The following is a 26,463-nucleotide window of genomic DNA, read 5'->3' on the forward strand; positions in this document are numbered from 1 at the left end:
TATTTATTCGTCAAGCAGATTGTAAATCACTTGTGCGCTTTCAGCGCGGGTCATTAGCTCTTTGGGAGCAAACTTATGACCGGCTTTTCCTTGCACCAACCCCAGCTCTGCAGCGGTATTTACATAAGAGCCCGCCCAGGCACTGATGCCGGCAGCATCTGCAAACCGGGTTGACCCGGAGGCCACCTCAACCTTCTGACCTTGTTTGACTTCCAGCGCACGAATAACCATAACGGCCATTTCCTCGCGGCTGATGGCAGCATTTGGCGCAAAGCTCTCTTGGCTTCGTCCCGTCACAATTCCCTGACTGACCGCTGTTGCCACGTACGAAGAGTACCAGGCAGCAGGCTTCACATCAGCGAATGCAGCCTGACCTTCCGCAGTCACACCAAGCGCACGAACCAGCAGTGCGGTAAATTCCGCGCGGCTGACATTGCTCTTTGGTTTGAATTCGGAAGAGGTAACACCCGTAATGATTTGTTTGGCGCTAAGCGATTTAATTGCCGCTGCCGCCCAATTGGCTGCCGGAACATCCTTAAAGGTCTTGTCGAGCTCAAGTGCCGCATATTTGCTGAAATGCGTAACTTGTGCCGTAATGACATTCCCGTTCAAGGCTCCACCCGCGTATGCCACACTTCCGCTATCGCCCAGAACATAGATACCGAGCAGCTCTTTATCCGGATTGCCGGTAATCTTGAAAGCAAGCGTAACCGGCGCTTTAAAGGTCGTAACCGGAATACGGGTGCCGTCTTTTTTGACAATATGCAGTGTAAACTCATATACATCCGATGCAGCGGTCACTCTGGTATCCTGCAGCTTCAGCCCGGCCAGGAAGGTGTCTGCCGCCATGCCTTGAAGCGGACTGGTTGCGAACAGAATGTGCGCCCCCTCCCCCTCAGTCCCGGTCAAGCTTCCTTGAATCCCGCTCAGCACTGCACTCGGCAGAGTTACAGAAAGCCCGCCCATATGGAGTACCAAGCCATTTGTTCCGAGGACTTCCGCTGCCTGAATCGGTAAGAGCACCGATTGCTTACCGGCAGCAACCTGCACCTCTACCTTGCCGTCCTTGCCATTTTTCAAGCTGTCTACCCCAATAATTTGCGGATCTGCAGTTGTGGTTGTTGGCGTTGGTGCTGGTGCCGGTGCCGGAGTGGGTACGGGTCCCGGCGTTCCATCAGATACCACCGCTAGAATAACGGTTCCTCCCTCATCTCTGCCCGGGATCTCAAGCGTTACTTTCCGGTCGGACGATACGGCATATGTTCTGCCGCTGTACTCATCTATTACAGAAGCAAATGCTGTGTACGGCACTGGAATACTTGCAGTTACAGCCTTCGTGCTGGTGTTGATGAGCGTCACAACATTTTGGGAACCGTACTGCTTGTCAAAAGCCAAATATCCCAGTTCATCCGAACCTGCCAGCTTCGTACGTGTACCCTTGGCATATACCGCAGAGTATTTGGCACGGATATTCAGCAGCTTCTGATAGTGGTCGTGAAGACCCTGCTCAGCAGTAAGCTGATCCCACGGCATATCCGAACGATTTTCGCTGAATTCTCCCTTCGACATGTCTCCGGCATTTCTGCCTGAACGTCCGAGTTCTTCACCATAGTAAATAACTGGCTGTCCTTTAGCTGTAATCTGCAGAGCGGCAGCGATTTTCAGCTTGCCTTTGTCCCCGTCCACATAGTCGGACAGGAAGCCGTTCTCGTCATGGCTGCTCAAGAACTGAGCCATCATCCGGGTATTGTCAATCTTCGATTCACGGTCCTGAAGGTAAGCATCCACATCACTGATTTTGCCGTTCGTGAAATCTCTCGCCGCATTCTTAAAGCCGAAATCCAGCAAGCCGTCCATTTGCCCGGTTTGCAGCATGCCACCGTCGCTATCAATGGTGCCGCCGTAATATTCACCGACCAGCTTGAAGCCGGGGTCAATTGCTGTCAGCGCATTTTTGAATGCTTTCCATGTCGTATCTTCCACATGCTTAATGGTATCCACACGGAAATAGTCAATCGTATCGCCGCGAGCTGTCCGTGCCTTATCCAGCCAGCCCGTTTGCCACTCAATAATTTTTGCGCGAACTGCAGGATCTTCCGTTTTGAAGTCCGGCAAGCCGGCAAGCTCGCCCTTGATCGGGTCAGTATCGGCCGATACATTGTCCGTACGGAGCATGCCGTCAAAGCGCGCTTTATCCTCTGCGGTAACGGCCGGATAGTTATCCTCTGCTTCCAAACCGTAGCCTGCATGATTCAGCACAACGTCAACCATGATTTTGATACCCTTGTCATGTGCCTTCTCAATCAGTTCGCGGAAGGTCGCCATATCGCCAAGATGTTCATCCAGCTGGGTGAAATCCTTGGCCCAATAACCATGGTAAGCCTGCTGCGTACCGCCGAAATCAACCCCCTTATTGAAATCAATGTTGTCGACAATCGGCGAGATCCAGAGCGTGTTGATCCCTAGCTCCTGAAGGTAGTCCAGACTGTTGATCATCCCGCGGAAGTCTCCGCCGTGGTAGGCTTCAAGATGTGTTTTATCGACGTTCTCATTGTTGGTGAGGTCACCATCCTTGAAGCGGTCGGTCAGGGCAAAATAGATCCGTGCCTCATCCCAATCGAAATCCAGCTTGGCTCCCGTATAGGTTCTGGCTTTCACTTCAATGGAGGCGCTGCCTTTATGCGTATTTCCGTATTGGTCAATAAGCGTGACCGGAATGGTTTTGATGCCCGCAGCTACGGTATCCTTCACCGCAATGGTCTGTTTCATGAGCCCGGTATCGAGCTTCACTTCGCTTGGACCCCCAATGACAGTCAGATCCATGAATCCATGCTTATAGGTTACAGCTTCTTCGGAGGCTGCACTGACCGTCACAATTGCATTTTCACTCGATGTAACAGCTTCCGGTTGTACTTTTGCACTGACTGTAACGACTGGACGATGATATACGGCAACCGATTCACCGTTCACCGTATTTTTCGGATCGGTGAGTTCTTCAGTAACTCCATCCTTAGTGATCAGGAAGGTATACTTATACGTTCCTTCCTCCACGCCAGTCAGTTCATAACTGAACCACTCACTCGACGGATCATACACCATCGGGTATTCTTTGCCGTTTACTTTCACTTTGGCCTCGCTGATAGATTCCAGGTTGCCGCCGCGGAAAAGCTCGTCATCACGGTACTTGAAGGTAATCGTCCCGTCTTTCATGACTGGACCGCTAATAACCGGTTTGATGTCAAGCTCCTTCACCATACTGGTCACAATGACCTTGGTGAAATTTTCACCCGGGGTAAGCGGAATAACACGATCATCCGGGTAGTCTTGTTTGCCTGTATTCCAGTCCGTTCCTTTACGCAGTACGAAGCCCACGCTTGTGGCATTTGGCGCCACCTCAATCAGAACACTGGCTTTACCATCCTTAAACGTTGTGAAATCAATTTGATCATTTTTAACTCCAGTGTTCCATATCCAGAGATTCCAATCCGTATATTCCTTGTCGTCACGGACATAGGTCAATTGGACATAACGTTTGCTATCCACCGGCTCTTTCGTTACCTTCACGGTTACCTTCGTTGTTTTTCCGCCATAGGTAATGGTAAGGTTGGCTGTTCCAGCCTTGAGCCCCCTTACGAGACCTTTGCTTGTAACGGCAGCCACTTCCGGTTTATCGGAAATATAAGTGGCAGTATTCGTAACCGAACGTTTGCTGCCGTCATCATATTTGGCATATACAGCCGATTGATGTGTGCTGCCAATTTGCAGGGAGTAGCTGCTGCTGTCCGTTTCCAGAGAACTCAGCACAGCTGCTGCGGCATCCATCTTGATAATTACAGCAGTCAACGGCTGCAGTTCAATGGACGTAGCCGTTAATGCAAAACCGGACTGGGCTGCAGCAGGGATAACTTCAGTACCCGCTTCGTCATCGTCGGCCAGTACGCTGCCGCCTGTTAAATCCTCGGAAAGTGTTAGCGTTCGGGATACATTGTCGCCATTCATGAACACATAATAGATGCCGGTACCATCAGTGGCCTTGTTCTTGTACCCGATCACAAGACCGGTCTCCTGCATTTCCGGCGCCGGAATCAGGCTGACATTAGAATCCACCAGACTCATGTCGCCCAGACGGAATGCATCTGTAGACTTTCTCAGCTTAATGAGGCCTGAGGTATAATCTTTGGTCATGTTCTGCACCGGGAAGTTCACTTCATCGGTTACCTTGGACCAATCGAACATGTTGACCGCATCCGATGAATCATAGGAATCATGAATGAAATACCCGAATGAATTATTGTTTGCGTCCTTTAGCTCTGTAGCTTTTTGCTCAGGAATAGTATCTGCCTTCCACTGCTTGGTGCGTCCATACTCCTGGCCTGCCTGCAGGAAGGAGGTACCCTGGGAAGTGAATACCAGCATGTTGCCGAGCCTGATCCGCTTCTGTATTTCCAGCTCGTTCCCGGGAATTGCCGGATCCTTCTTGATGGACTGCGCAATTACATCATGCAGTGTCAGATTGTCATGGGCTTCAATGTACGGCACGATATCCCCCGGATCATCCGCCGGGATATTGGACGGCTGGCCTTTAATATTGTCCAGTATCGCCTCAATGGAACGTGCCCCGCCCGTAATAAACCTCGGTTCACCTTCCGAACCATAACCTGATTTCAATTCATTGCGGAATTCATCGGAGAATACGCCGACACTATCCGTCTTATTCATCCAATCCTGATCCGCGCCTTTACCTGCAAGAGAAGGATCGGAAGCGGCTCCGCCGAACGTTTTCCAGCCCTCGCCGATGAACAGCGCCTGCGGGTTAATGGCTGCTGCGGCATCATAGGCAGCCTGCACAGCATCTGCCGTGGCATCGCCCATCATGTCCCAGCGCATGCCGTCGATTTTGTATTCACTGAACCAGTACTTGACGGAATCCACCATCAGCTTCTCCGCCATTTTATGGTTTGTCGCCAGGTTGTTGCCGAAACCGCCGATAAAGTTGCCGTTTGCATCCTGGAACGCATAATAATTAGGCACGATATCGTTCAAGAATTCCTTCTTCGCCATATGGGTATATACAACATCCAGAACGACGCCCATCCCGGCCTCATGCACTGCGTCGATAAGCCCTTTAAGCTCCTTGATCCTCAGTTCTGGATCGGCAGGATTCTGTGAATATGCGCCATCCGGGGAGAAGTAGCTATGCGGATCATATCCCCAGTTGTACTGATTATTTTGCGCTGAATATTCACTTTCTCTTTGCCCCATCTTCGTCTCGTCGCCGTTATACCATGCCATTACAGGCATCAGCTGAATATGGGTTACGCCTAAAGATTTAATATAATCCAGCTTCTTCTCAAAAGCGGCATAGGAGCCCCAGCGTTCGCCGCCCAGACTGCTTTCGATTGAAATATCCGACGTGAAATCACGGACATGGACTTCATAAATGACGGCATCCTCGCGTTGTTCATAACCGGCGATATCTGCCTTATGGAAGTTAGCCGGATTGGTCCGGCTTAGGTCAACGATGGCTGCTTTACCCACTGTATCTCCGCCAGCGCCCGCAGCACCTGTGGTATCCACAGTGAACACGGCCATGGACTTGGCGTACGGATCAAGCACCTGCTTCATAACCCCGTCATTGGTAACTTCATATTGATAATAGTATCCGCTTACATCTGACTCCCCGGGAGCGCCAGTTAAATCAGACGCCTTCAGCTTCGCAGACCAAACGCCTTGTTCGCCCTTAATCAGACTGATATGGCCGACAAGTTTGGCAGCATCACTCTTATCGTACACATTTGCTACAACAGAACTGGCCAAAGGAGCCCATAACTTGAGCGTGGCCGACTTCTCAGCCGCACTATACTCAGCCCCAAGGTCGTCCCCAGTATAATTGTATATTTCATCGATCATTCTCCAGCCGCCGGAAGCGGACACCGTTTTGCCGGAAAAAGATACACTCAACGGTGTTTTACCCAGATCAAAAGCTGCTGTATCCACCTCAATGGAAGTCGGGCTCTTAATGGTTACTGCATTTACCGGGATAGCTGTACCTTCTTTGTCCTTGACGGTAATTCCAGCTTTTAATGCAGCAGCATCTAAACCGTCGGTTAAGGTGAAGCCCAGAAGGATTTTACTGGTCGATAGTACTTCAGCCGACACGAGTCCTACCGGTTGTTCCCCGAACGGAGAAACATAGACATTGTTATCCCCTTCTTTTACCCACAGCTGATTGTAACGGTCCAGCAGGCTGAAAGCTTTATCGCCGCCGTCCTTGTCCTCATTTGTCGGGTTAACGATGAGGAAGCCAATTTTCTTGGCATTTTCTTTCAGTGGAATATCGATATACGCACCGAAGCGGTCCACATTCTCAGGGAGAAACGTAGCAGCATCCGACGGCCAGTTAACCGGTGCTGTTGCGACATCATCCCACAGCCATAAACCATACTGGCTTTGCTGATTATCGCTTCTCATGTAATGAATCCGGACGGTATTTGCAGGAATTACTGCCGGCTCATACGGCGTCACCTGATCCGAACCTTCCTTGATCCAGATTTCATTCGCTTGCGGAGTATTGATTGTGAACAGCTTGTCGCCGCCGTCTTTGGCCTGATTGTTGCGGTTGACAACTAAGAAGGAGACTTTTTGGGCTCCTGCCTTAAGCGGCACGTCGGTATACGCCCCATAAGAATCAGTTTGACCTTCAGGGAATGGCGTGGCACCCGCAGGCCACCCGGAGGAAGGTGCAGCTACATCATCCCAGAGCCATAAACCCTGCTCCGCATAATCACCGGCTGTACGTTGGTAGTGAACCCGCAGATGCCCATCCGGTACAGGGGCATTGTTACCCGGAACAACCGGAGCCGTAAATTTGGCACTGACGACATGATCCGCCGCGTTGTATTTGAAGGTGACCGGCAGATCCGCCGGCAGATTCAAGGCCTGTTCATGCTCAGGATAAAACTTATCCTCCTGCGGGGTTGCTCCCGGCACAAAGACGCTGTACGAATAGTCGCCTTTAGGAAGATCAGCCGTCCGCTCATACACATTGTCAAAGTTCGGATCGGACAATGTCGTCTTCGCGTCGGCTGGCGAGGAATCGCCCGCATCGCCAAGCTCACTTTGCAGAGTACCCACCAGCCGCGGCAGTCTGTTGTCTGCGATTGGCGAGTAATACGTCGAGTCGGCAATTTTTTTGGTAATCTCGTTGAAATAGAAGGTAACCGTTGTTTCAGCAGCCAACGTAATCACGATGTTGCCGCCGTCATCAGTTCCTTCAGTATGGGTATAACTGCTGTATCCATAGCTTTCGTCCCAGGTGCCGTTAAGGGCTACCTTGTACTTATAGGTCCCTGCCGGCAGCGTGCCTGTAAAGACATAAGTACCATTGTTTGTATAGGTCATCTGAGTGACTGTTGCATCTGGTGACCAGTCATCCGCTTGCCCTGAACCAGCAGACAATTCTGACTGGAGGTCGCCTACAAGCACGACTTTGGATGTGGCAGCATCCACTTTTGCCGTGTACCCTGTAAAGTAAGAGCACACAAGAATAAGGATCATACTAATGGCAAAAGCCTTTTTACCCCATAAAGCCAATCTCATTCCTTCAATCCCCCCATATTTGCATTTGATTCCTGAACAGAGAAAACACTGATTTCTTATTCCTTGATCCAACATTTCATGCTTCTAAAGCCTGATGGAATGACACCCCCTTATAGATTTTAATTCGAAGTCATTGCGCAAACGTTTGCAAAAATATCAAACCTACTCATTCCCTGAAAACTTTATTTTGTGCATTAGATATGTTGCACAAAATAAGCGCTTGTAAGCGCTTTTATTCCTTGTTTAACATACTAATCTTAGTCTCAACTTGTTGTCAACCCAAAAAATAAATTGCTAAACCACCCGTCAGCCGGGACTGAGAGTTCATACTAATGGGTCTGCAGTAATGCTATTTTTTGCACAGATTTGCATCATCAATAAAATAAACATATGTAACGTAAGAGTTATAAAGAAAAATCGTTTGCGCATTTTATGGCTTTACATTTCAGCTTACCCGGCAGCACTTTTACATCAAAATACAAATATTTCTTATATTTCCCCATTTCATTTGTGGAAATGTGCAAATTTTAAGCGAAGGTTCTAGTCCTTATTCCCAAATCGGCTCTAAAGGACCTCTAGAAAGACTTTGTCTATTTACAATTTACAGCACTTCGATTAATATTACTTTGTAAAGCAAACGGTTCCATGAGGAGGTTTCTATGACAGTTACCATCAAGGACGTGGCTAAGAAAGCGGGAGTTTCTCCCTCCACTGTATCCCGGGTGTTGTCAGGTCATCCCAGAATCAGCCTAGAAACTTCCCGCAAGGTCAAAGTGATTATGGAGGAAATGGGCTACACTCCGAATATGATGGCTAAAAGCCTCGTTTCGAAGACCACTAACAGCATTTGCATCATCTTACCGAAACCAGCTGAAGAACTGTTCTCCAATCTGTTTTTTATGGAATTAATCCGCGGGATTGTGACTCAATCGAGCCGATCGGGTTATGATGTGCTGATTAGCTCCGGAGCAAACGAAAAGGAAGAGCTTGAAGCTGTTTCCCGCCTGCTGAAGGGCCGCCGTGTAGATGGCGTTATTCTGTTGTATTCACGCAAAGATGATGCGGTTATTGATTTTCTGGAATCAGGCGGCTACCCCTTCGTGCTTGTTGGGCGAAGCGACCGCTATGAGGATATTTTATCCGTGGATAATGATAATGTCATGGCCGCTTACGACGCTACAAACCACCTAATCTCCATGGGCCATGAACGTATTGGTTTTGTCAGCGGACCGCCGAACCTCATCGTTTCACGCGACCGCCTCGAAGGATACCGCAAAGCCATGCTGGGCAGTGGCCTGGAGATGCGTGAAGAGTGGATTGTAGAGGGCGAGTTTCTGCAGGATAGCGGATATAGGGCGATGTCATTCTTCATGAATCTTCCGAACCGTCCAACGGCACTTGTTGCAGTGGATGATATGGTCTCTTTCGGAGTATTGCGAGGACTGAATGAACTGAAATACAAGGTTCCGGAAGATTTGGCGATTGTCAGCTTTAACAACATTCCGCTATCGGAACTGTCCAGCCCGCCGATCAGCAGCATTGACATCGGAATTTATCATCTTGGCTATACGGCCTCCCAAGTGCTGATTCAAAGCATCCAGAAGCCGGGTAATCAGGCCGGATATACGAACCGTTTCGTCATTCCCCACCGCTTGATCGTCAGAGAGTCGTCTATGTATGCTCCAGGGAAGAAATGACCTAGTACAAGAATAAATGAAGCAAAAATGCTTCATTTATTTTTTCGAACTTTGTTCAAACGTTTGCGCTACTTATAAAACACAATATATCCGTCAAAATAGCTTACAAAACTTAAGTTTATGCTTTCGAAGTGAGTTTTGTACGAAGTCGATTTTAGGAAGCTGTGCTTACAAAACTTTTAGGAGGATTAACATGTCAGAAATTAAAGCCTGCCTGTTCGATTTGGACGGTGTAATTGTCGACACTGCCAAATATCATTTTATCGCCTGGAGAGAACTCGCGGAAAACCTTGGATTTGAATTCACTGAACAGGATAACGAACGCCTTAAAGGCGTAAGCCGCTCCGCATCCCTGGACATCCTGCTGGAAATCGGCGGACTTTCACTGGACGAGGCAGAAAAAGCCCGGCTGGCCGAGCAAAAAAACAACCGTTATGTCGAATACATCGCCAAGATGGACAGCTCGGAGATTCTGCCCGGTGCCTTGGGCTTTCTGAAGGAATGCCGGGAAGCCGGCATCAAAGTCGCCCTTGGCTCCGCCAGCAAAAACGCGATGACCATCTTGAATAACACCGGTCTGACACCGTATTTCGATGCGATCATCGACGGCACCCATACCAGCGCGGCCAAACCTGATCCTGAAGTGTTCCTGCTGGGGGCTCAGGCACTCGCCGTATCCCCTGAGCACTGCGTGGTTTTTGAGGACGCCGAGGCCGGAATCCTAGCTGCCACCCGCGCCGGTATGCGCAGCGTAGGCATCGGTTCTCCTGCAACACTGGGGGCAGCGAACATCGTTGTGCCTTCTCTCCAGCAGATCGCGCTAGCGGAATTGCGGGAATCTTTTGCAGCGGTTTGACGAACATTAATACCTATCAGAAACCCTGTGAATTTTCTTTTACCCTACTCTATTTACCAGAACTATATGTGAGAACAAAGTTACGCTGAGCAGCAGTGAAGGCGGACGGACCTTCGAAGAAGACCCTGCGTTCGTCTTTGTCCCCGGATGTTTGCCCAATAATCCCATTTCCGAGCATCCGGGGACAACAGCGATCGTAACATCCATTCGCCTGAGGGGCAGCCAGCACGTAACCTGTATAGTCGAACTCATAGTTCCATTTATAACATCCCCACCTAAAAAGGAGCCGGTAATAATGAAGCAATATTTAAAAATTGATGAATGGTCAATCATTGAAGAATCCTTCGATCCCCAGACCCAAGAAATTTCTGAGAGCGTATTTAGCATCGGAAACGGATATATGGGCGGAAGAGCCAACTTTGAAGAGCAATACAGCGGACACAGCCTGCAAGGCAGCTACATGGCCGGTGTGTATTATCCGGACAAAACCCGGGTCGGCTGGTGGAAAAACGGCTATCCGGAGTATTTTGCCAAAGTGCTGAACAGCACCAACTGGATTGGCATTAACATCGACATCGACGGCACACCGCTGGATTTGGCTACCTGCACCGTTACTGAGTTCCGCCGGGTGCTCAACATGAAGGAAGGCACACTTTCCCGCAGCTTCACCGCCACTCTTGAGGACGGCAAGGAAGTTAAGGTGGAAAGTATCCGTATCGTCAGTATGGCCCGCCATGAGATCGGTGCGATCCGCTACTCGATCATTCCGGTGAATTTTGCCGGAAAGCTTACCGTTACCCCTTACCTTGACGGCGACATCAAGAACAAGGATGCCAACTATGACGAGAAATTCTGGAACGAAGTGGAGAAGAAAGGCGAGCCGGACGGCGGATATCTCACCCTGAAGACGAAAAAACTTGATTTTCACGTCACCTCGGCATTTACCTTTGATATTCTGGTCAATGGCGAAAAGCTTACTGCAGAAGCTGAAGTCACCGAAGAGGAGAAATATGTGGGCAGTACGGTAACTCTCCCCGTGCAAACCGGCGATCAGGTTGTCATCTATAAATATGCTGCCAATGTCACTTCCCGTAATTACGGCCTGGGACAGCTGGTTGATGCTGCGCAGACAGCCTTGCAAAGCGCCCAGGAAGCCGGATTCGTCGCACTTTTGACAGAACAGGCTACTGCGTGGGGTGATAAATGGAAGGAAAGCGACATTATCATTGAAGGTGATGTATCAGCACAGCAGGCGATCCGCTTTAACATTTTCCAGCTTAACCAGACCTACACCGGTGAAGATGACCGTCTGAACATCGGACCAAAAGGTTTTACCGGGGAAAAATACGGCGGCAGCACCTATTGGGATACAGAAGCTTACTGTGTGCCGTTCTACTTAAGTACAGCGGATTCCTCAATCGCCCGCAACCTGCTGATTTACCGTTACAAGCATCTGGAAAAAGCCAAAGAAAATGCGCTTAAGCTTGGTTATAAAAAAGGTGCGCTATATCCAATGGTAACGATGAATGGTGAAGAATGCCACAATGAGTGGGAAATCACATTCGAAGAAATTCATCGTAACGGCGCGATTGCCTATGCGATTTACAACTACGTTAATTACACCGGGGACAAAGCTTATCTCGGCCAATATGGTCTTGAAGTGCTTGTGGAAATCTCCCGCTTCTGGGAAGAACGCGTTCACTACGTGGCACACAAGGACAAATATGTGATGCTCGGCGTAACCGGCCCCAATGAATATGAGAATAACGTCAACAACAACTGGTATACAAACCGGATTGCTGCCTGGACGATGGAATACACGCTGGAAGCATTGGCCTATCTGCAGGAGAACGAGGCTTCCCGGTACGCAGAGCTTGCCGATAAGCTGGAGCTGCTGGACAGCGAAACCACACAATGGAATGAAATCATCGCCAAAATGTACTATCCGGCCAATGAAGAACGCGGCATCTTCCTGCAGCAGGACGGCTTCCTCGATAAAGAGATCATTCAGGTGAAGGATGTTCTGCCAGAGAATCTGCCGCTGAATCAAAAATGGTCCTGGGACCGCATTCTGCGTTCCTGTTTCATTAAACAGGCCGATGTGCTGCAAGGTTTATATTTCCTTGGCGACCGTTACGATCTGGACACCAAGAAACGGAATTTCGACTTCTACGAGCCGATTACCGTGCATGAATCCTCCCTCTCCCCATGTATCCATGCAATTCTTGCCTGTGAGCTGGGGTATAAGGATAAGGCTTATGAAATGTACCTGCGGACTTCGAGACTGGATCTCGACAATTACAACAATGACACGGAAGACGGCTGCCATACTACAAGCATGGCGGGAACCTGGATGTCGATTGTACATGGCTTCGGCGGACTGCGCGTTCAGGAAGACCGCTTGATCCTTAAGCCTTCCAACCCGGGACACTGGACTTCGTATTCCTTCAAGATCATGTTCCGCGGCTCACGGCTTAAAGTCATTGTTACCGATGTACAGGTTACGGTTGTCAATGAAACCGATATTCCGGCGTCCATCACGATTCACGGCAAGGAGTATACTGTGAACGGACTCAGCAGCGTCACTGCTGAAGGCTCCACCGTCACGGCATAATTCCGGTTAATTGGCCCCGAAGGCTTCAATCTCCTTCGGGGTTGTTTTTTATATATGATGAACTCAAAATCAATTAAGCAGTAGTCACGGTTCCGTGGAAGATTTGGAGTTCCGGCCGCTGTTGTTTTCAGATTTCTATATTGAATACCCAATTTTGCGGATGAAATCTGAAAACAAAGGCGGACGCTATCGCTCCTCCACTTCCAAACTTCCCCTCCACCTTACTTGCTAATTAGGTTACAAGTTCATCTTATATAGTTTTATGGTTTCATTATAAAATCACTCAAAGGAGTCGTTTAGAATGAAAAGAGCCTTTTGGAAAGAAGCCGTAGTCTATCAAATCTACCCTCGCAGCTTCCAGGACAGCAACGGAGACGGAATCGGGGATCTGCAAGGAATTATCTCCCGCCTCGATTATTTGCAGAAGCTTGGCGTCGATGTCGTCTGGCTGTCCCCGGTCTATAAATCCCCCAACGACGACAATGGTTATGACATTAGCGATTACGAGGATATTATGGATGAGTTCGGCACTTTGAAGGACTGGGAGGAGCTTCTGGCCGGACTGCATGAACGCGGCATCAAGCTGATGATGGACCTTGTGATCAACCATTCCTCGGATGAACACGCATGGTTTGCCGAATCCCGTTCCTCCCTGGACAATCCTTACCGCGATTATTATATTTGGCGGCCCGGCGGACCGAATGGCGAACGGCCCAACAATTGGAGCTCCATCTTCAGCGGTCCGGCCTGGGAGCTGGATGAAGCTACCGGAGAATATTATCTTCACCTGTTCTCGCGCAAGCAGCCGGATCTCAACTGGGAGAATCCGCAGCTTCGCGAAGCCCTCTACAAAATGATCGCGTTCTGGCTCGACAAAGGCGTCGATGGCTTACGGATGGACGTCATCAATATGATCTCCAAGGTGGAAGGCCTGCCTTCCGCTCACAGAGAGGGGCTGGCTCCGGGAGAACTGGCCGGTGGCGGCGAATATTTTATGAACGGCCCGCGGGTCCATGAATATTTGCAGGAAATGAACCGTGAGGTCCTCTCCAAATATGAGGTGATGACAGTTGGTGAAACTCCGGGGGCCAGTGTTGAGGATGCGATTCTGTATACAGCCGAAGACCGGCAGGAGCTGCAGATGGTGTTCCAATTTGAACATATGGATGTGGACTCCGGTCCCGGCGGCAAATGGGATGTCACCCCTTGGAGCCTCAAAGGCTTGCGCGACATTCTGCATAAATGGCAGGTTGGCTTAGCCGAACGCGGCTGGAACAGCCTGTACCTGAATAACCATGACCAGCCGCGGATGGTCTCCCGGTTCGGTAATGATGGTGAATACCGTGTTCTGTCGGCCAAAATGCTGGCTACACTGCTGCATACGCTGAAAGGCACGCCCTACATCTATCAAGGCGAAGAAATCGGCATGACGAATGTGAAATTCCCTGTGCTGGAAGACTATAAGGATATCGAGATCCTGAATATGTACCGGGAAAAGGTCACGGAAGGCGGCGCGGAGCATGAGACGATTCTACAGGCCATTCACACGAAAGGCCGGGACAATGCCCGTACTCCAATGCAGTGGGATGCCTCCGCAAATGCAGGTTTCACCCAAGGCGCGCCATGGCTGAAGCTTAACCCGAACTACCAGGATATCAATGTAGAGCAGGCACTGGCTGATCCGGATTCCGTGTTTTATTATTACCAGAAGCTGATTAGCTTGCGTAAAGAACATCAGATTATGGCTTACGGCGAATATAAGCTGCTGCTGACGGAGCATGAATACATTTATGCCTATACCCGGACATTAGACGATGAACAGTGGCTTATTCTGCTGAATTTCAGCGCTGACCCGCAGCCGGTTGATCTCCCTGCTGAGCTGGCGGCTGTAACCAGCCTCATTATCGGCAATTATCCGGGAGAGCCGGATGCTGCCAGCCTTGCAACCTTGCGGCCTTATGAAGCCCGGGTCTATCAAATTCGTCTATAGCATACACCCGATTTGTGTTAACCTGTCATTAATGAGCAGAGAATAACAGGCTTGGTTGACTGGCTCATGATAGTATAAATGCAAAAGGGAGATGGCAAACGTGGAATGGCTGATCCGAATGAAAAATGCCTTGGATTATATGGAGAGCAAGATGACCGAACCCCTGCGCATAGAAGAAGTGGCTAAGGTGGCTCATGTCTCCCCTTTTCATTTCCAGCGCATGTTCGGCATGCTGACAGGGGTAACGGTGGCAGACTATATCCGTAAACGCAGATTGACTTTGGCCGCCCAGGAGCTGGCCATTTCCAAAGTCAGGGTGCTGGATGTAGCGCTGAAATATGGATATGACTCCCCGGAAGCCTTCGCCAAAGCGTTCCGCAAAGCGCATGGACTCACCCCCTCTGCCGCGCGTGAACCGGGTGTACAGCTCAAAGCATTCCCCCGCCTCTCCTTCCATCTATCATTGAAGGGAGATCAGGAAATGGAATACAGAATCGTGGAGAAAGACGCATTTACCGTCATCGGCAAATCAATGGAGGTTACGACCAGGGAGGGAGAGAATTTCCGCAGAATCCCTGAGTTTTGGAATGAATGCAATGCGGACGGCACTTCGGATAAGCTGATTGACATCGGCACAGGCAAAGATTGGCTCGGCATCTGTATGAGTATGGACATGGAGAAAGAACGGCTGTCCTACTGGATCGGAGTGGAAGGTACTCCGGAGACGGATTCCCAAGGCTATGAAACCGCGGTGGTTCCAGCTGCAAGCTGGGCCGTATTCACCTCAGTCGGCCCCATGCCGCATGCGATTCAAAATGTGTGGCAGCGGATTTTCCAGGAGTGGTTCCCGGGTACCGGCTATGAGCATGCAGGTGGTCCGGAATTCGAGCTTTATCCACCAGGCGACCCGGATGCAGAGGATTATGTCTGTGAAGTATGGATTCCGGTGATGAAGAAATAAGCAACTGGGCTACCCGATTAGGGTAGTCCTTTTTGTTTAAACCTTGCCGGAAGCAACCGTGTAAAGAGATTGGTATATTTCCCAGCTCCTTCTCTATTAATTTTCATTTTGAGAATTGGCAATAGCTTGGTATAATAAACAGATTATATGGCTTATTCTATTATGTCATATTGTCATCCGAGATTCGGTGAAGGAGAATTTCATGTCTATCGTAAAAATCTTTTCAGACAGTACTTCCGATTTGCCGCAAGGCTGGAAGGAAACGTATGATATTGGCATCGTCCCGCTGTATGTAGTATTTCAAGACGGTACCTACAAGGATGGTGTAGACATTACACCTGAGGAAGTGTATCGTCGTGTCGCCGCAAATGGAGCACTGCCGAAGACCGCTGCACCTTCGCCCGCCGACTTCATGGCCGCCTTTGGGCCGGTCATCAGCAGCGGAGGAGACGTCGTCTATATCAGTCTTTCCTCTTCTTTATCCTCTACATATCAGAATGCCCTGCTGGCTGCAGGGGAATTTCCTGAAGGACGCGTTCAAGTGGTCGACTCCCAGACGTTATGCGGAGGGATTGCGCTCCTAGTGATGAAAGCGGCACGTGCCGCAGCCAAAGGCCACAGCAGCAGGGAAATTGCCGCTATGCTGAAGCAATGCCGTGACCGGGTGGAGGCAGAGTTTGTTGTGGATACACTGGATTACTTATATATGGGGGGACGTTGCTCAGGTATGCAGAATTTTATCGGCAGCCTGTTGAAGATCCGGCCTGTACTGCGCCTGATTGACGGTGCGATTGTACCAGTGAGCAAAGTTCGCGGCAAGAAAGAAAAAGCTGTGGAACAGATGCTCCAGCATGCCCTTGCCAATGCCGGGGAAATGGATAAGGAGCTGCTCATCGTGGCCCACACACTGGGTGAAGAGGATGCCAACTTTTTGGTGGCGGCGCTGCGTGAACAGACCGATGTTGAAGAGATTGCCGTTATTCATGCCGGCTGTGTCATTGGCAGCCACTGCGGACCCGCTACTGTTGGCCTCATGTATATGCACTAACTATTGAACAGCCATGTGGAAACGGCTTCGCCGTCCTCAAAAGGACGGTATCCGTTTCAGCGGGAAATAGAAGGATAATTTATAGCGCGAAGCATATAAATTCTTATATTTTCAAAAAAACCAGCAATGCCCCGATAACCGGAGCTTGCTGGTTTTTGATATGCCTATGTTTAATTCAGTTCGAACATTCAATACAAAGAAGGTTTGTTCACAGGTAAGGTGTGATTCCCGCTTCTGCTTCTGATTCAGCTTCTTCATGGACGAATGGCAGCATAAAGCGGAAGGTCGAGCCCCGTTCTTCTTCACTCTCCACAAAAATCGTTCCGCCCATCAGCTCTACGAGCTGCTTGCAGATGGCCAGTCCCAGTCCCGTTCCGCCATATTTGCGGTTAATGAACGGATGCAGCTGCGAGAAGGATTGAAAGAGCAGATTCAGCTTGCTGTCGGCAATTCCCACTCCTGTATCACGGACAGAAAATTCCAGCAGATATTCCGGTGAACCCGGCAGCGGAATGTTCTTCACCGACAAGGTTACGCTTCCACGTTCCGTGAATTTAAGCGCATTACCGACCAAGTTGACGATGATTTGGCGCAGGCGGCTGGGATCGGTCTTCACAATGGCCGGAACGCTTGTATCCGCCCACCAGCGCAGCGCCAGATTTTTCTCTTCAGCTTTGGGGGTGAATAAATCTATAATGCTCTCCAGCATTTCGCGCAGATCAAATTTCTCCGACAGCAGCGGCATTTTGCCGGCTTCCATTTTACTGAAATCGAGAATGTCATTTAGAATTTGCAGCAGACTGTAGCTGCTGCTGCGCAGAATCTCGGCGTAGCCGCGCTGCTCCTCTTCCAGCTCTGTTTCCAGCAGCAGGTCGGCCATGCCGATCATTCCGTTCATCGGGGTACGGATCTCATGGCTCATCATCGCCAGGAAATCGGACTTAGCCTGAGCCGCCTGCTCTGCCGATTCCTTGGCCCGGAGAATCTCCCGTTCATTAGTTATATCACTGAAAGAGCCCACTACACCGCAGATGATTCCTTTATGCAGAAGCGGCGCAATCCGGTAGCTGACAAAAAAGCTGGTGCCGTCCTTCCGCCAGAAGATTTCATCCCCTCTACTGCGGGTGACACCATCCTGCAGGGTCTGCCAGATCGGACATTCATGCTGCTGGTACCTTGACCCGTCTCCACGGATGTGATGAATCACATCCATCAAAGGAAGCCCCTTCAGCTCGTAGGGCTTATACCCCAGCATATCTGCTCCCTCGCGGTTGATAAAGAAGGTCCGGCCCAACGTGTCGAGCCCGAAGATTCCGGCTGCAATCGAGTTGAATATCAGGCTAAGATGCCTGTCCTCCGACATCTCCAGCACCAGCTCTGCCTTCTGCTGCTCCTCCACCATAGCCAGTTCTATAAGCTCCTCTTCACACCCAGGTATCCACCCATCCGTGTATTCCATAGGAGAAAAATCCCCGGTCAGGAGCCTGCCGAACCATTCCTGAAGCAGAAGAGGCAGAACACGGCTCTGGTCATATCGGATAATAGCGAATACACCTGCGATACCTTCTTCAGCTTTTACCGGCACATACGTAACCGCAGCCGGGCTGCTTCCGCGGCTCTCATCCGCCTCCAGTTCAAAGCCGGAGCCGATGCCTCCAAGCGCTGCAGCAAAATGCTCTTCTCCGGGAGGCTGTGGCCGGAAACCAGACAGTGGCTCGTGAAGTTCCGGATCTGTGCCAGCAGCAACTTCAAAGGCACGGTTGCTGTCCACATAGTTTCCCTGCCTGTCCAGCACAATGATCAGGTCGGGGTGATGATCGTATAACGCCTTATAAGCACCTTCTTCCGAAAGTACCCGATCCAGAATAAAAGACCATTGTTTAGTCATAGCCCACCTCCTCTGCTGCTTCAATCATGTATCCCCTTCTATTCATAAACTGCGGATAAACTGTATATGTAACTTTAATTTGTACTCCGCTCGAAAATTGCTGAATTATAAACTATTATAGCAAAAAAACCGCAGTTGGTCGCCATCAAAACATTGATGCCAAGCGGTTTTACAGCAAAAAAGTCCCTCCGGCAGATGAGTAAGAATGGTTGGACCATCCTTAACCTCACCGCAGAGGAACTTAGGAAATGAAAACACTCAAAGCTGTACTTCCGATTACCTTTACGCAATATCCTTCTGTTCAATATTCCGGATCGACAGATAAGCAATGACTACGCCAAGCAGACTGAGGAAGATGGAGAGCCCTACCAGATAGCCCGGCTGGAACTCACTAAGATTGGAGGCAATCATGCTGACAAGCAATACTGCAGTAACTATGGTAGCTGGTACGGATTTTTTGCGCATTCCGATATATAGAGGAATTAGTCCAATCCCTGCCGCATATACCGCATCTGCCCCTATCTGGATCATCTCTCCAGGAATAACAGATAAATCCATCTGTCCCGGAATCGCATGGGTGAAAGAGTTAAGTCCGATCAGAAGAGCGCTAATCAGAACATCCGATACAAAAATACTGAGTAGTGTAAAGAGGAACACAATGATAATTTTGGCACCTAAGAGCTTTTTACGGGAGATAGGATACATAAAGAGCAAAGTGATGGTATTGTTCTTATACTCTTCAATAACCAGCTTGCTCAGCACAACTGAAGCAAACACCACAAAGGTCGCCTTGACCAAAACATACAGGCCGGAAAACATCTCTGCATATGAATTAAATTCCCCGCCACCACCTCCGCCTTCAGCATCAACGTAAGTAAGCAGCAGCATAAAAGCAAAAATTGCGAGGTTGGCGATTGCAACGCCTTTGAGCATGCCTGCCAGTTTGTTTTTACGGATTTCCAGTTGTATCAGCTTAAGCAATGCCCTCACCCCCCATCAGTTCCACAAAATGATCTTCCAGCGAATGATTCTTTTTACTCAGGCTTTCCAGCTCCACACCCGCTTCTACCATTGCTTTATTCAGTTCAAGCTGCTGTACAGCATCATAAATGCGGATCGTCCGCGGGTCGAGTACCTTGAAGTTGGTGAGTCCCAGCTTGTGCTCCAGAACATACACCACTTTGCTGCTCTCTCCGGTAATCAGTTCGATGTATTGCGTGTTCTGGCTGCGTATCGTATCCATCGCCACTTCCTCCAGCAGAATTCCGTCACGGATCATGCCGATGGTGTCGGCGACCTGTTCAACTTCACCCAGAATATGGCTGGAGATCAGCAGCGTCATTCCGTATTCGCGGCTCAGCATGCGGAACACCTCACGCAGTTCCTTGATGCCCATGGGGTCCAGCCCGTTGATCGGCTCATCCAGAATGAGCAGCTCCGGTTTCGTCATGACTGCCCGGGCAATGCCCAGCCGCTGTTTCATCCCCAGGGAAAACTGCTTGACCGGCTTTTTGTCCACACCCTTCAGCTTCACCAGCTCCAGCGCTTCTTCCATGGCCTTGGCATCGTAGTAACCCATATACTCCCCGTGCAGCTGGAGATTTTCTCTCGCGGTCAGCTTGTCGTAGAATACCGGATATTCAATAATGCAGCCCATACGTTTCAGCATTTCATAGGAACGGTTTGTCATGAACTCGCCAAAAAATTCAATCTCTCCCGCCGTCGGCTTCACCAGATTGGTGATCATTTTCATCACCGTGGTTTTGCCCGCACCGTTTGGGCCCAGGAACCCGTAGATTTCGCCTTGCTTGATATTCATATTCACGCCTTTGACAGCCTCTTTGCCTTGATACTCTTTGGTTAAATCCCAAGTACGCAGTATGGTGGTCATTTCCGTTATCCCCTTTGGCTTCTTCGTTTGTCTTCCTGGTTCTTATTGTACACAGCGGAATTTTCTTTTTTATTACCTGATTCTTACGAAAATCTTAAGCTGCAGCTGTAAGCGCAGGTTAAGCCGCCGGACCAGTATAGTTTTTAGAAGGTCAGCCTGCGAAAAGAAAGCGTAAATACCGTTTTGACGTAAGGTTTGCTGCGTAAGGTAATGCTGCCGTTCATCTGTTCCGTCAACCGTTTGGTGATGGTCAGCCCAAGACCGCTCCCCTGATAGTCGCGGTTGCGGGAATCCTCCAGCGTGTAGAGCCGTTCGAAGACTTTATCCTGATGCCCTTCGGTGATACCTTTGCCCCGGTCCCATACGTCTATGCACACCTGGTCTCCAGCGCTGTAGAGGGTGAGTCCAAGCACACCTCCGGCATCCCCGTAATTGATCGCATTGGACAGCAGATTGGACAGCACCCGGTCCAGCGCCTCCTCGTTGCCCATCATGTACATCGCCTCATCCGGAATCCCGATCTCCACCTCACTGCCCTTGGCATTCAGGATATCGTAAAAGGAAAGAATGTTCCGCCGGCAGACCTCGCCCAGCTCCACCCGCGACAGCGCGATCTGCTTATCCCCGGACTCCAGCTTAGCCAGATCAAAAAAGCTGTTCATCAGCCGGATCACCTCTCCTGCTTTGGCATGAATCATCCGCAGAATATGTCCCTGCTCCTCTTCCGTTATATTCCCATCATGGAGAATCGTTTCAATATAGCCGAGCACCACCGTCAGCGGAGTCTTCAGATCGTGGGAGATGTTCGCCAGCATGCTGCGCATAGACTTCTCCAGCTTGGCCAGCTCGACCGCTCCCTTGTGATTGACGTCCAGCAGCCGGTTGAGATCAGTCAGCAGCGTTTGCAGATGAGGGTTGCTATTGAACAGAAGCAGCCTTTCATGCGAGCCCCGGTCAACAATGCTCGTAAGTTTGGTGTGGATATAATCGAGCTGGCGGGAATGCCCCCGCAGACGCAGGTACTGCCAGAGGATTACGATCAGCAGCAGCAGGATAACCACACTCAAAAAAGCGGTCATTCCAGCACATCCCCCAGCTTGTAGCCAATGCCCCATAACGTTTTGATGTATTCCGGCTTTGACGGGTCATCTTCAATTTTTTCACGCAGTCTGCGCATATGTACATTAATAACATTCTCGTCCCCGTAATAATCATCTTCCCAGACGACGCTGTAAATCTGCGCTTTGGTGTACACCCGGCCGGGGCTGCTCACGAACAGCTTAAGAATCTGGAACTCCTTGGCCGTCAGCTTGACCTCTTCCCCGTTCTTCAGCGCTGAGAAATTATCGAGATCGACAGTGAGTCCACGCAGTGCTATCGTGTTGGCGCGCTCCTGAACGGCAGCTGTTTCCTGAACAGGACTTCCAGCAGCGGCATATCCCGCCCGCCGGATCGCCGCCTTCACCCGTGCCGCCAGCTCGATCATCGAGAACGGCTTCGTAATATAATCATCCGCGCCGAAGCCAAGGCCCAGCGCCTTGTCCACATCACTGTCCTTGGCCGACATGATCAGCACAGGCACCAGACTGTCCCGGCGAATCGTCTGCAGCACATCATTGCCGCTTCTTTTCGGAAGCATCAGATCCAGCAGAACCAGATCATAGGCGGCGCCGCGGTGAAAAAGCTTTTCCGCTGCCTCACCATCAAATGCAGTCTCCACCTCATAGCCCTCTTTTACCAAATAAGAAAATACCATTCTACTAATATCTTCATCGTCCTCAACCAACAGTATACGATGCGTCATGACTAAACCTCCCAGCAGCTCTAATAACCGTCTTGTTATTAAAGTATAGCAATAGATTCCTTGATACAAAAGCTAAAATCAAGTGTCATATGTAATCCACAGCTTGCCCTTTTTAAATTGCAGGTCAAAGTATACCTATTGTCCGGTGCGGTTACTATTTCAGTTTCACTAAAGGTAGCCCCGGTATGATGACCTTAACAACTTACATGATGAGGTGATGGTTCAATGATGAACATAAGAAAAAAACAACCCTGGAGTTTCAAACGCAAACTTCTGATCGTGATGATCGTGGTCCTCCTGAGTCTCGGCACGGTGATTTATAGCCTGGCCGACCGTTACTTGATCGAACATGTCGAAGTCGTCGTAGCGGATGACACAGCCACAGCCGGCGTAAGCACAGCAGCAACCACAGTTGCAGCCGAGGTTAACGCGACTTCCGACGACTGGAGTTATTCCAGCGATGGTATCCAGATCCAGATCGACCAGGTACAGACCGGGTCCGGTTCAGACCAGATCACTTATTTTGTCGCTGATGTCGTGCTTAAGGAGGCAAGCAGCCTGCGCTCTGCTTTTGCCGACAGCAGCTTTGGCAAGAACATCATAGAGGACACCTCAGAGATTGCCTCCAGCAACAATGCGATCTTTGCAGTCAATGGCGATTACTATGGCTTCCGCGAGGATGGGGTCATTATCCGCAATGGAACGGTGTACCGGGATGATCCGGTGCGGGATGCGATGGCGCTGTTCGATGACGGGACCATGAAGACGTATGACGAGGAAGAGATTTCTTCGTCCGATCTGCTGGCGCAGGGAGCCAGCAATACCCTCTCCTTCGGGCCGATTCTGATTCAGGACGGTAACATCGTCAGTGATTCCAGCAGCGTCAAAATCGACAGCAACTTCGGTAACCGCTCCATCCAGAATGCGAATCCCCGGACTGCGATTGGCATGATCGCACCGAACCATTATGTGTTCGTTGTCGTGGACGGGCGAAGTGAAGGCTACAGCCGGGGCATGACCCTTGCCGAGCTTGCTGATGTGATGTCGGATCTCGGAGCCACCGAAGCCTACAATCTGGACGGCGGCGGTTCATCCACGATGTATTTCATGGGACGGGTCGTGAATAATCCGCTGGGCAAAAATCAGGAGCGCGGCGTCAGCGACATACTTTATATCAAGGAGGGTGTAACCTCATGACGATCCTTATCCCGGCCTATGAGCCAGATAAACGGCTGCTGGAGTTAATTGTGCAGCTGCAAGAGTATCAGCTTGGACCGATCGTCCTTGTAGATGACGGGAGCGGTCCGGCTTACCAAGGAACCTTCGACATGGCCGAAGCCTTCGGCTGCACTGTCCTGACGCATGAGACCAACCTGGGAAAAGGACGCGCGCTGAAGACAGGCTTCCGGTATATCCAGGAGACCGGACTGTCCGGCTATGTAGTTTGCGCGGATAGTGACGGCCAGCATCTGCCTCATGACATTAAGCGGATTGTCGAGGTGCTCCAGCACCAGGCCACTCCCGAAATTGTGCTGGGCAGCCGCCGGTTCAGCGGAACCATTCCCCTGCGCAGCCGTTTCGGCAACTCGGTGACACGGGCAGTCTTTTCCCTCACTACAGGCTCCAAAATCTATGATACCCAAACCGGCCTGCGCGGCTTCTCCTTCCCGATGCTTGACTGGCTGTGCCAGATTCCCGGGGAACGGTTTGAATATGAAATGAACATGCTGCTGACTGCCCATAGGGAGGGGTATGCCCTTACCGAGGAATATATTGATACCGTGTATCTGGAAGATAATAAATCGTCTCATTTCCGGCCTCTGGTGGACTCCTTCCGGATTTATCTGCCGATTCTAATGTTCAGCACTTCATCGCTGCTGTCGGCCCTGCTCGACTTCACGCTGTTGTTCCTGTTCCAGAGTCTCAGCCACAACCTGTTCCTGTCAGTCGCCGCCGCGAGATTGTGCAGCTCCATCTTCAACTATTCCATGAACCGGAAATATGTGTTCACCGGCGGCAAGGCGTCCAGGCTCCATGAATCGCTGCCCAAATACTTCGCGCTGGTCATTCTCGTGCTGCTGTTCAATTACGGGCTGCTCTATTTCTACAATGAAAAGCTGATCATCCCGCTTGTCGCCGCCAAGCTGCTGACCGAGGTTTCGATCTTCCTGTTCAGCTACTGGGCGCAGCGGAGGTTTGTGTACTAGTCTTATAGCAAAAGAGCTTGAAAAAAATCCATTAGGGTTCGGCCGTGACTGCGTGGAATGTTTGGACTTCCGGCCGCTGTTATGGACCAATTTCCTGATTTCAAACCGCTGATCGCGGTAGAAATTGGTCCATAAAGGCGGACGCGTTCGCTCCTCCAGTTCCAAACTTCCCCTCCGTCACTTTCCCTTTTGGTTGGGTTTCAGATCTAAATCAAAATCAAAATTCAAGTTCAAGCTCAAAGTTGAGAGCTCAAGTTCAATTTCAAGCCCAAAGTCTGCGAGTCATATCGTCGGGTGTTCAAATAAGCTCTCAACGAACGAAAAGCATCGTCCAGCCGCGAGGAACGGCTGGAGCTGGCCTGGACCGCCCCGGTTACCCTCCGCCAGGTGCATGTCACCTTCAATGATGATGTGAATGAGGACCTGATCAACCTGCATCATCACATCACGCCTTACGAAATCCTGCCAACGCTCGTCAAGGATTATCGTATTGAAGCTTACATGGACGGCAACTGGACGGCAGTCGCCGCAGGAAGTGACAATCACAAGCGCAAGCATGTGCACACACTTGCCGAAGTTGTAACAACTGATCGCCTGCGCGTTTATGATCGGGGCGACTAACGGAAGACCAGTATGCGGAGATTATTGAGGTGCGGGTTTACGAGTAACTGGGTAAAGAAGATAAAATAGCCTAATCCTTTGGCGTAAATGCTCAAGGATTAGGCTATTTGTATCCAAGAAGAGATGAATAAATGCGCTTACGCAGGGTTTATTTTAAAGCTTCATACAAGGCAATAAGAGCCAAGGACTGTCCGTATGCCATTGGCATGAGGGTAATGTTCTTGTAATGATCTTTATCCAATCCCATACCGGTTCCGGCCGACACATTCAGTACGGTTCCATCTCCGCTAATATTTTGACATACCGACTGAATGGCCTTGTCTGCCGCAGCCTGATATGAGGAATCCAGAATACCGGCTTTAATGCCTTTTATAATACCTGCGGCAATTGCGGCCGATCCGGATACCTCTTCATAGCTGGCCCGGTCCTGCAGGACTGTATGCCAAAGACCGGAAGCTGCCTGGAGTGAAACCAAGGCATTGACCTGAGCTTTATACGTATCAACCAGAAATTTCCGGATACCCGGGCTAATCGTATCCTGGCAAGTTTCCAGGTAATCGACGATACCATAGGTGAACCAGGAATTGCCGCGGCACCAGAAGATACTGCCGAAATTATCATTGCGTTCGAAACTCCAGCCGTGGAAGAACAGGCCGGTATGTTTGTCAAACAAATACTTGATATGGAGCAGAATCTGGTGTTCAGCTTCATGCTCCCACTCCGGCCGGTTAAACTTGCGCCCGGCCTGGTTCAGAAACAGAACCGCCATAAAGAGCGTATCAATCCATAACTGTCCATTGTGCAAGTGAACTCCATCCCGATTGCCAATGGCAGTGACCGTATGCTGAAAGCCTTCTTCTTTGGTTTTGGGCAACTCATGAACGAGCCAATCCGCATGTTCCCGGCATAGCTGTTTCAGTTGGCTGGAAGGCTCAAGTTGATCCAGGAGCAGAACCAAAGCCAAATAAGGAGCTGTCGTATTAATGTTTTTTGAAGGCAGTCCAACCTCTAGATTACGGGAATACCAATTTTGAAAAAATTCCATATAGCGGTGATCGCTGTAATACTTCTGCAGCTTGTAAAGACCATAAAGACCGACGCCCTGAGGCCAGTCCCATTCTTCAATTCCGAAATCCCGTTGCACAATCCCTAATTTTGTATCGGCCTGAACCACAGTTTTATCCTTTTCATAGTCGCTACCGCCCAGATTCATAAGCTTGTCTACTACCAGTTCAATTTTCTGAAGCAGTATTTCATTTGTCATGGATTCATAAACTCCTTATCATT

General features: G+C 50.0%; 16 protein-coding genes. 9 read left to right on the forward strand and 7 right to left on the reverse strand.

Translation table 11 applies throughout. From position 1 onward, the window contains the following. Positions 1-3: 3 nt before the first annotated feature. Positions 4-7,599: a pullulanase gene (locus AC3WT9_RS15395; protein ID WP_342481428.1), complete on the reverse strand. Its 7,596-nt coding sequence runs from the start codon at positions 7,597-7,599 to the stop codon at positions 4-6. Positions 7,600-8,258: 659 nt separating this feature from the next. Here AC3WT9_RS15395 and AC3WT9_RS15400 point away from each other — a divergent pair. From AC3WT9_RS15400 to AC3WT9_RS15425, 6 genes are all read left to right on the forward strand, one after another. Then, positions 8,259-9,296 carry a LacI family DNA-binding transcriptional regulator gene (locus tag AC3WT9_RS15400; RefSeq protein ID WP_341091303.1) on the forward strand — a complete coding sequence of 346 codons (1,038 nt, stop codon included), beginning with the start codon at positions 8,259-8,261 and terminating at the stop codon, positions 9,294-9,296. A gap of 193 nt (positions 9,297-9,489) precedes the next feature. After that, on the forward strand, positions 9,490-10,152 hold the full coding sequence (gene pgmB / locus AC3WT9_RS15405; protein ID WP_492407713.1) for a beta-phosphoglucomutase: 663 nt from the start codon (positions 9,490-9,492) through the stop codon (positions 10,150-10,152). A 295-nt stretch (positions 10,153-10,447) separates the two neighbouring features. Continuing rightward, complete coding sequence (locus AC3WT9_RS15410; RefSeq protein ID WP_492407714.1) at positions 10,448-12,766, forward strand: glycoside hydrolase family 65 protein; 2,319 nt, start codon at positions 10,448-10,450, stop codon at positions 12,764-12,766. 301 nt (positions 12,767-13,067) lie between these two features. Further along, entirely contained in the window at positions 13,068-14,756 is a 1,689-nt protein-coding gene (locus tag AC3WT9_RS15415; protein ID WP_492407715.1) for a glycoside hydrolase family 13 protein, read from the forward strand. 100 nt (positions 14,757-14,856) lie between these two features. Next, the gene (locus tag AC3WT9_RS15420) at positions 14,857-15,717 is read left to right on the forward strand and encodes an AraC family transcriptional regulator (RefSeq protein WP_492407716.1); all 861 of its coding nucleotides are present in this window, start codon (positions 14,857-14,859) and stop codon (positions 15,715-15,717) included. Positions 15,718-15,919: 202 nt separating this feature from the next. Next, a complete protein-coding gene (locus tag AC3WT9_RS15425; protein ID WP_341091297.1) occupies positions 15,920-16,765 on the forward strand; it encodes a DegV family protein in 846 nt (281 codons plus the stop codon). A 208-nt stretch (positions 16,766-16,973) separates the two neighbouring features. On the opposite strand, the gene AC3WT9_RS15430 is transcribed toward AC3WT9_RS15425, so the two are convergent. The 5 genes from AC3WT9_RS15430 to AC3WT9_RS15450 form a co-directional block, all read right to left on the reverse strand. Next, positions 16,974-18,653 carry an ATP-binding protein gene (locus AC3WT9_RS15430; RefSeq protein ID WP_341091296.1) on the reverse strand — a complete coding sequence of 560 codons (1,680 nt, stop codon included), beginning with the start codon at positions 18,651-18,653 and terminating at the stop codon, positions 16,974-16,976. A 282-nt stretch (positions 18,654-18,935) separates the two neighbouring features. Beyond that, positions 18,936-19,634, reverse strand: coding sequence for an ABC transporter permease (locus AC3WT9_RS15435; protein WP_492407717.1), 699 nt, complete (start codon positions 19,632-19,634; stop codon positions 18,936-18,938). Further along, entirely contained in the window at positions 19,627-20,544 is a 918-nt protein-coding gene (locus AC3WT9_RS15440) for an ABC transporter ATP-binding protein (RefSeq protein WP_341091294.1), read from the reverse strand. The genes AC3WT9_RS15435 and AC3WT9_RS15440 overlap by 8 nt, the downstream gene beginning before the upstream one ends. Positions 20,545-20,687: 143 nt before the next feature. Next, entirely contained in the window at positions 20,688-21,623 is a 936-nt protein-coding gene (locus AC3WT9_RS15445; RefSeq protein WP_492407718.1) for a sensor histidine kinase, read from the reverse strand. After that, positions 21,620-22,348, reverse strand: a complete 729-nt coding sequence (locus AC3WT9_RS15450) for a response regulator transcription factor (protein ID WP_341091291.1) — start codon at positions 22,346-22,348, stop codon at positions 21,620-21,622. Before AC3WT9_RS15450 ends, AC3WT9_RS15445 begins: the two co-directional genes overlap by 4 nt. A gap of 225 nt (positions 22,349-22,573) precedes the next feature. Between AC3WT9_RS15450 and AC3WT9_RS15455 the strand changes: the two genes are divergently transcribed. The 3 genes from AC3WT9_RS15455 to AC3WT9_RS15465 all read left to right on the forward strand — a co-directional run bounded on the left by AC3WT9_RS15455 (position 22,574) and on the right by AC3WT9_RS15465 (position 25,176). After that, positions 22,574-23,545 carry a phosphodiester glycosidase family protein gene (locus AC3WT9_RS15455; protein WP_492407719.1) on the forward strand — a complete coding sequence of 324 codons (972 nt, stop codon included), beginning with the start codon at positions 22,574-22,576 and terminating at the stop codon, positions 23,543-23,545. Beyond that, positions 23,542-24,555, forward strand: a complete 1,014-nt coding sequence (locus AC3WT9_RS15460) for a glycosyltransferase (protein WP_492407720.1) — start codon at positions 23,542-23,544, stop codon at positions 24,553-24,555. Before AC3WT9_RS15455 ends, AC3WT9_RS15460 begins: the two co-directional genes overlap by 4 nt. Positions 24,556-24,942: 387 nt before the next feature. Continuing rightward, positions 24,943-25,176, forward strand: coding sequence for a hypothetical protein (locus AC3WT9_RS15465; RefSeq protein ID WP_341091286.1), 234 nt, complete (start codon positions 24,943-24,945; stop codon positions 25,174-25,176). 148 nt (positions 25,177-25,324) lie between these two features. On the opposite strand, the gene AC3WT9_RS15470 is transcribed toward AC3WT9_RS15465, so the two are convergent. Next, the gene (locus AC3WT9_RS15470; RefSeq protein ID WP_341091285.1) at positions 25,325-26,440 is read right to left on the reverse strand and encodes a glycoside hydrolase family 88/105 protein; all 1,116 of its coding nucleotides are present in this window, start codon (positions 26,438-26,440) and stop codon (positions 25,325-25,327) included. Positions 26,441-26,463: the final 23 nt, after the last annotated feature.

Source organism: Paenibacillus sp. EB106-06-01-XG199 (assembly GCF_058791575.1).

What these genes read in the sequence shown, in the direction of transcription:
- AC3WT9_RS15395 (WP_342481428.1), bottom strand. Translation starts at nt 7,599, where the DNA reads ATGAGATTGGCTTTATGGGGTAAAAAGGCTTTTGCCATTAGTATGATC.
- AC3WT9_RS15400 (WP_341091303.1), top strand. Translation starts at nt 8,259, where the DNA reads ATGACAGTTACCATCAAGGACGTGGCTAAGAAAGCGGGAGTTTCTCCC.
- pgmB (WP_492407713.1), top strand. Translation starts at nt 9,490, where the DNA reads ATGTCAGAAATTAAAGCCTGCCTGTTCGATTTGGACGGTGTAATTGTC.
- AC3WT9_RS15410 (WP_492407714.1), top strand. Translation starts at nt 10,448, where the DNA reads ATGAAGCAATATTTAAAAATTGATGAATGGTCAATCATTGAAGAATCC.
- AC3WT9_RS15415 (WP_492407715.1), top strand. Translation starts at nt 13,068, where the DNA reads ATGAAAAGAGCCTTTTGGAAAGAAGCCGTAGTCTATCAAATCTACCCT.
- AC3WT9_RS15425 (WP_341091297.1), top strand. Translation starts at nt 15,920, where the DNA reads ATGTCTATCGTAAAAATCTTTTCAGACAGTACTTCCGATTTGCCGCAA.
- AC3WT9_RS15430 (WP_341091296.1), bottom strand. Translation starts at nt 18,653, where the DNA reads ATGACTAAACAATGGTCTTTTATTCTGGATCGGGTACTTTCGGAAGAA.
- AC3WT9_RS15440 (WP_341091294.1), bottom strand. Translation starts at nt 20,544, where the DNA reads ATGACCACCATACTGCGTACTTGGGATTTAACCAAAGAGTATCAAGGC.
- AC3WT9_RS15445 (WP_492407718.1), bottom strand. Translation starts at nt 21,623, where the DNA reads ATGACCGCTTTTTTGAGTGTGGTTATCCTGCTGCTGCTGATCGTAATC.
- AC3WT9_RS15450 (WP_341091291.1), bottom strand. Translation starts at nt 22,348, where the DNA reads ATGACGCATCGTATACTGTTGGTTGAGGACGATGAAGATATTAGTAGA.
- AC3WT9_RS15455 (WP_492407719.1), top strand. Translation starts at nt 22,574, where the DNA reads ATGATGAACATAAGAAAAAAACAACCCTGGAGTTTCAAACGCAAACTT.
- AC3WT9_RS15460 (WP_492407720.1), top strand. Translation starts at nt 23,542, where the DNA reads ATGACGATCCTTATCCCGGCCTATGAGCCAGATAAACGGCTGCTGGAG.
- AC3WT9_RS15470 (WP_341091285.1), bottom strand. Translation starts at nt 26,440, where the DNA reads ATGACAAATGAAATACTGCTTCAGAAAATTGAACTGGTAGTAGACAAG.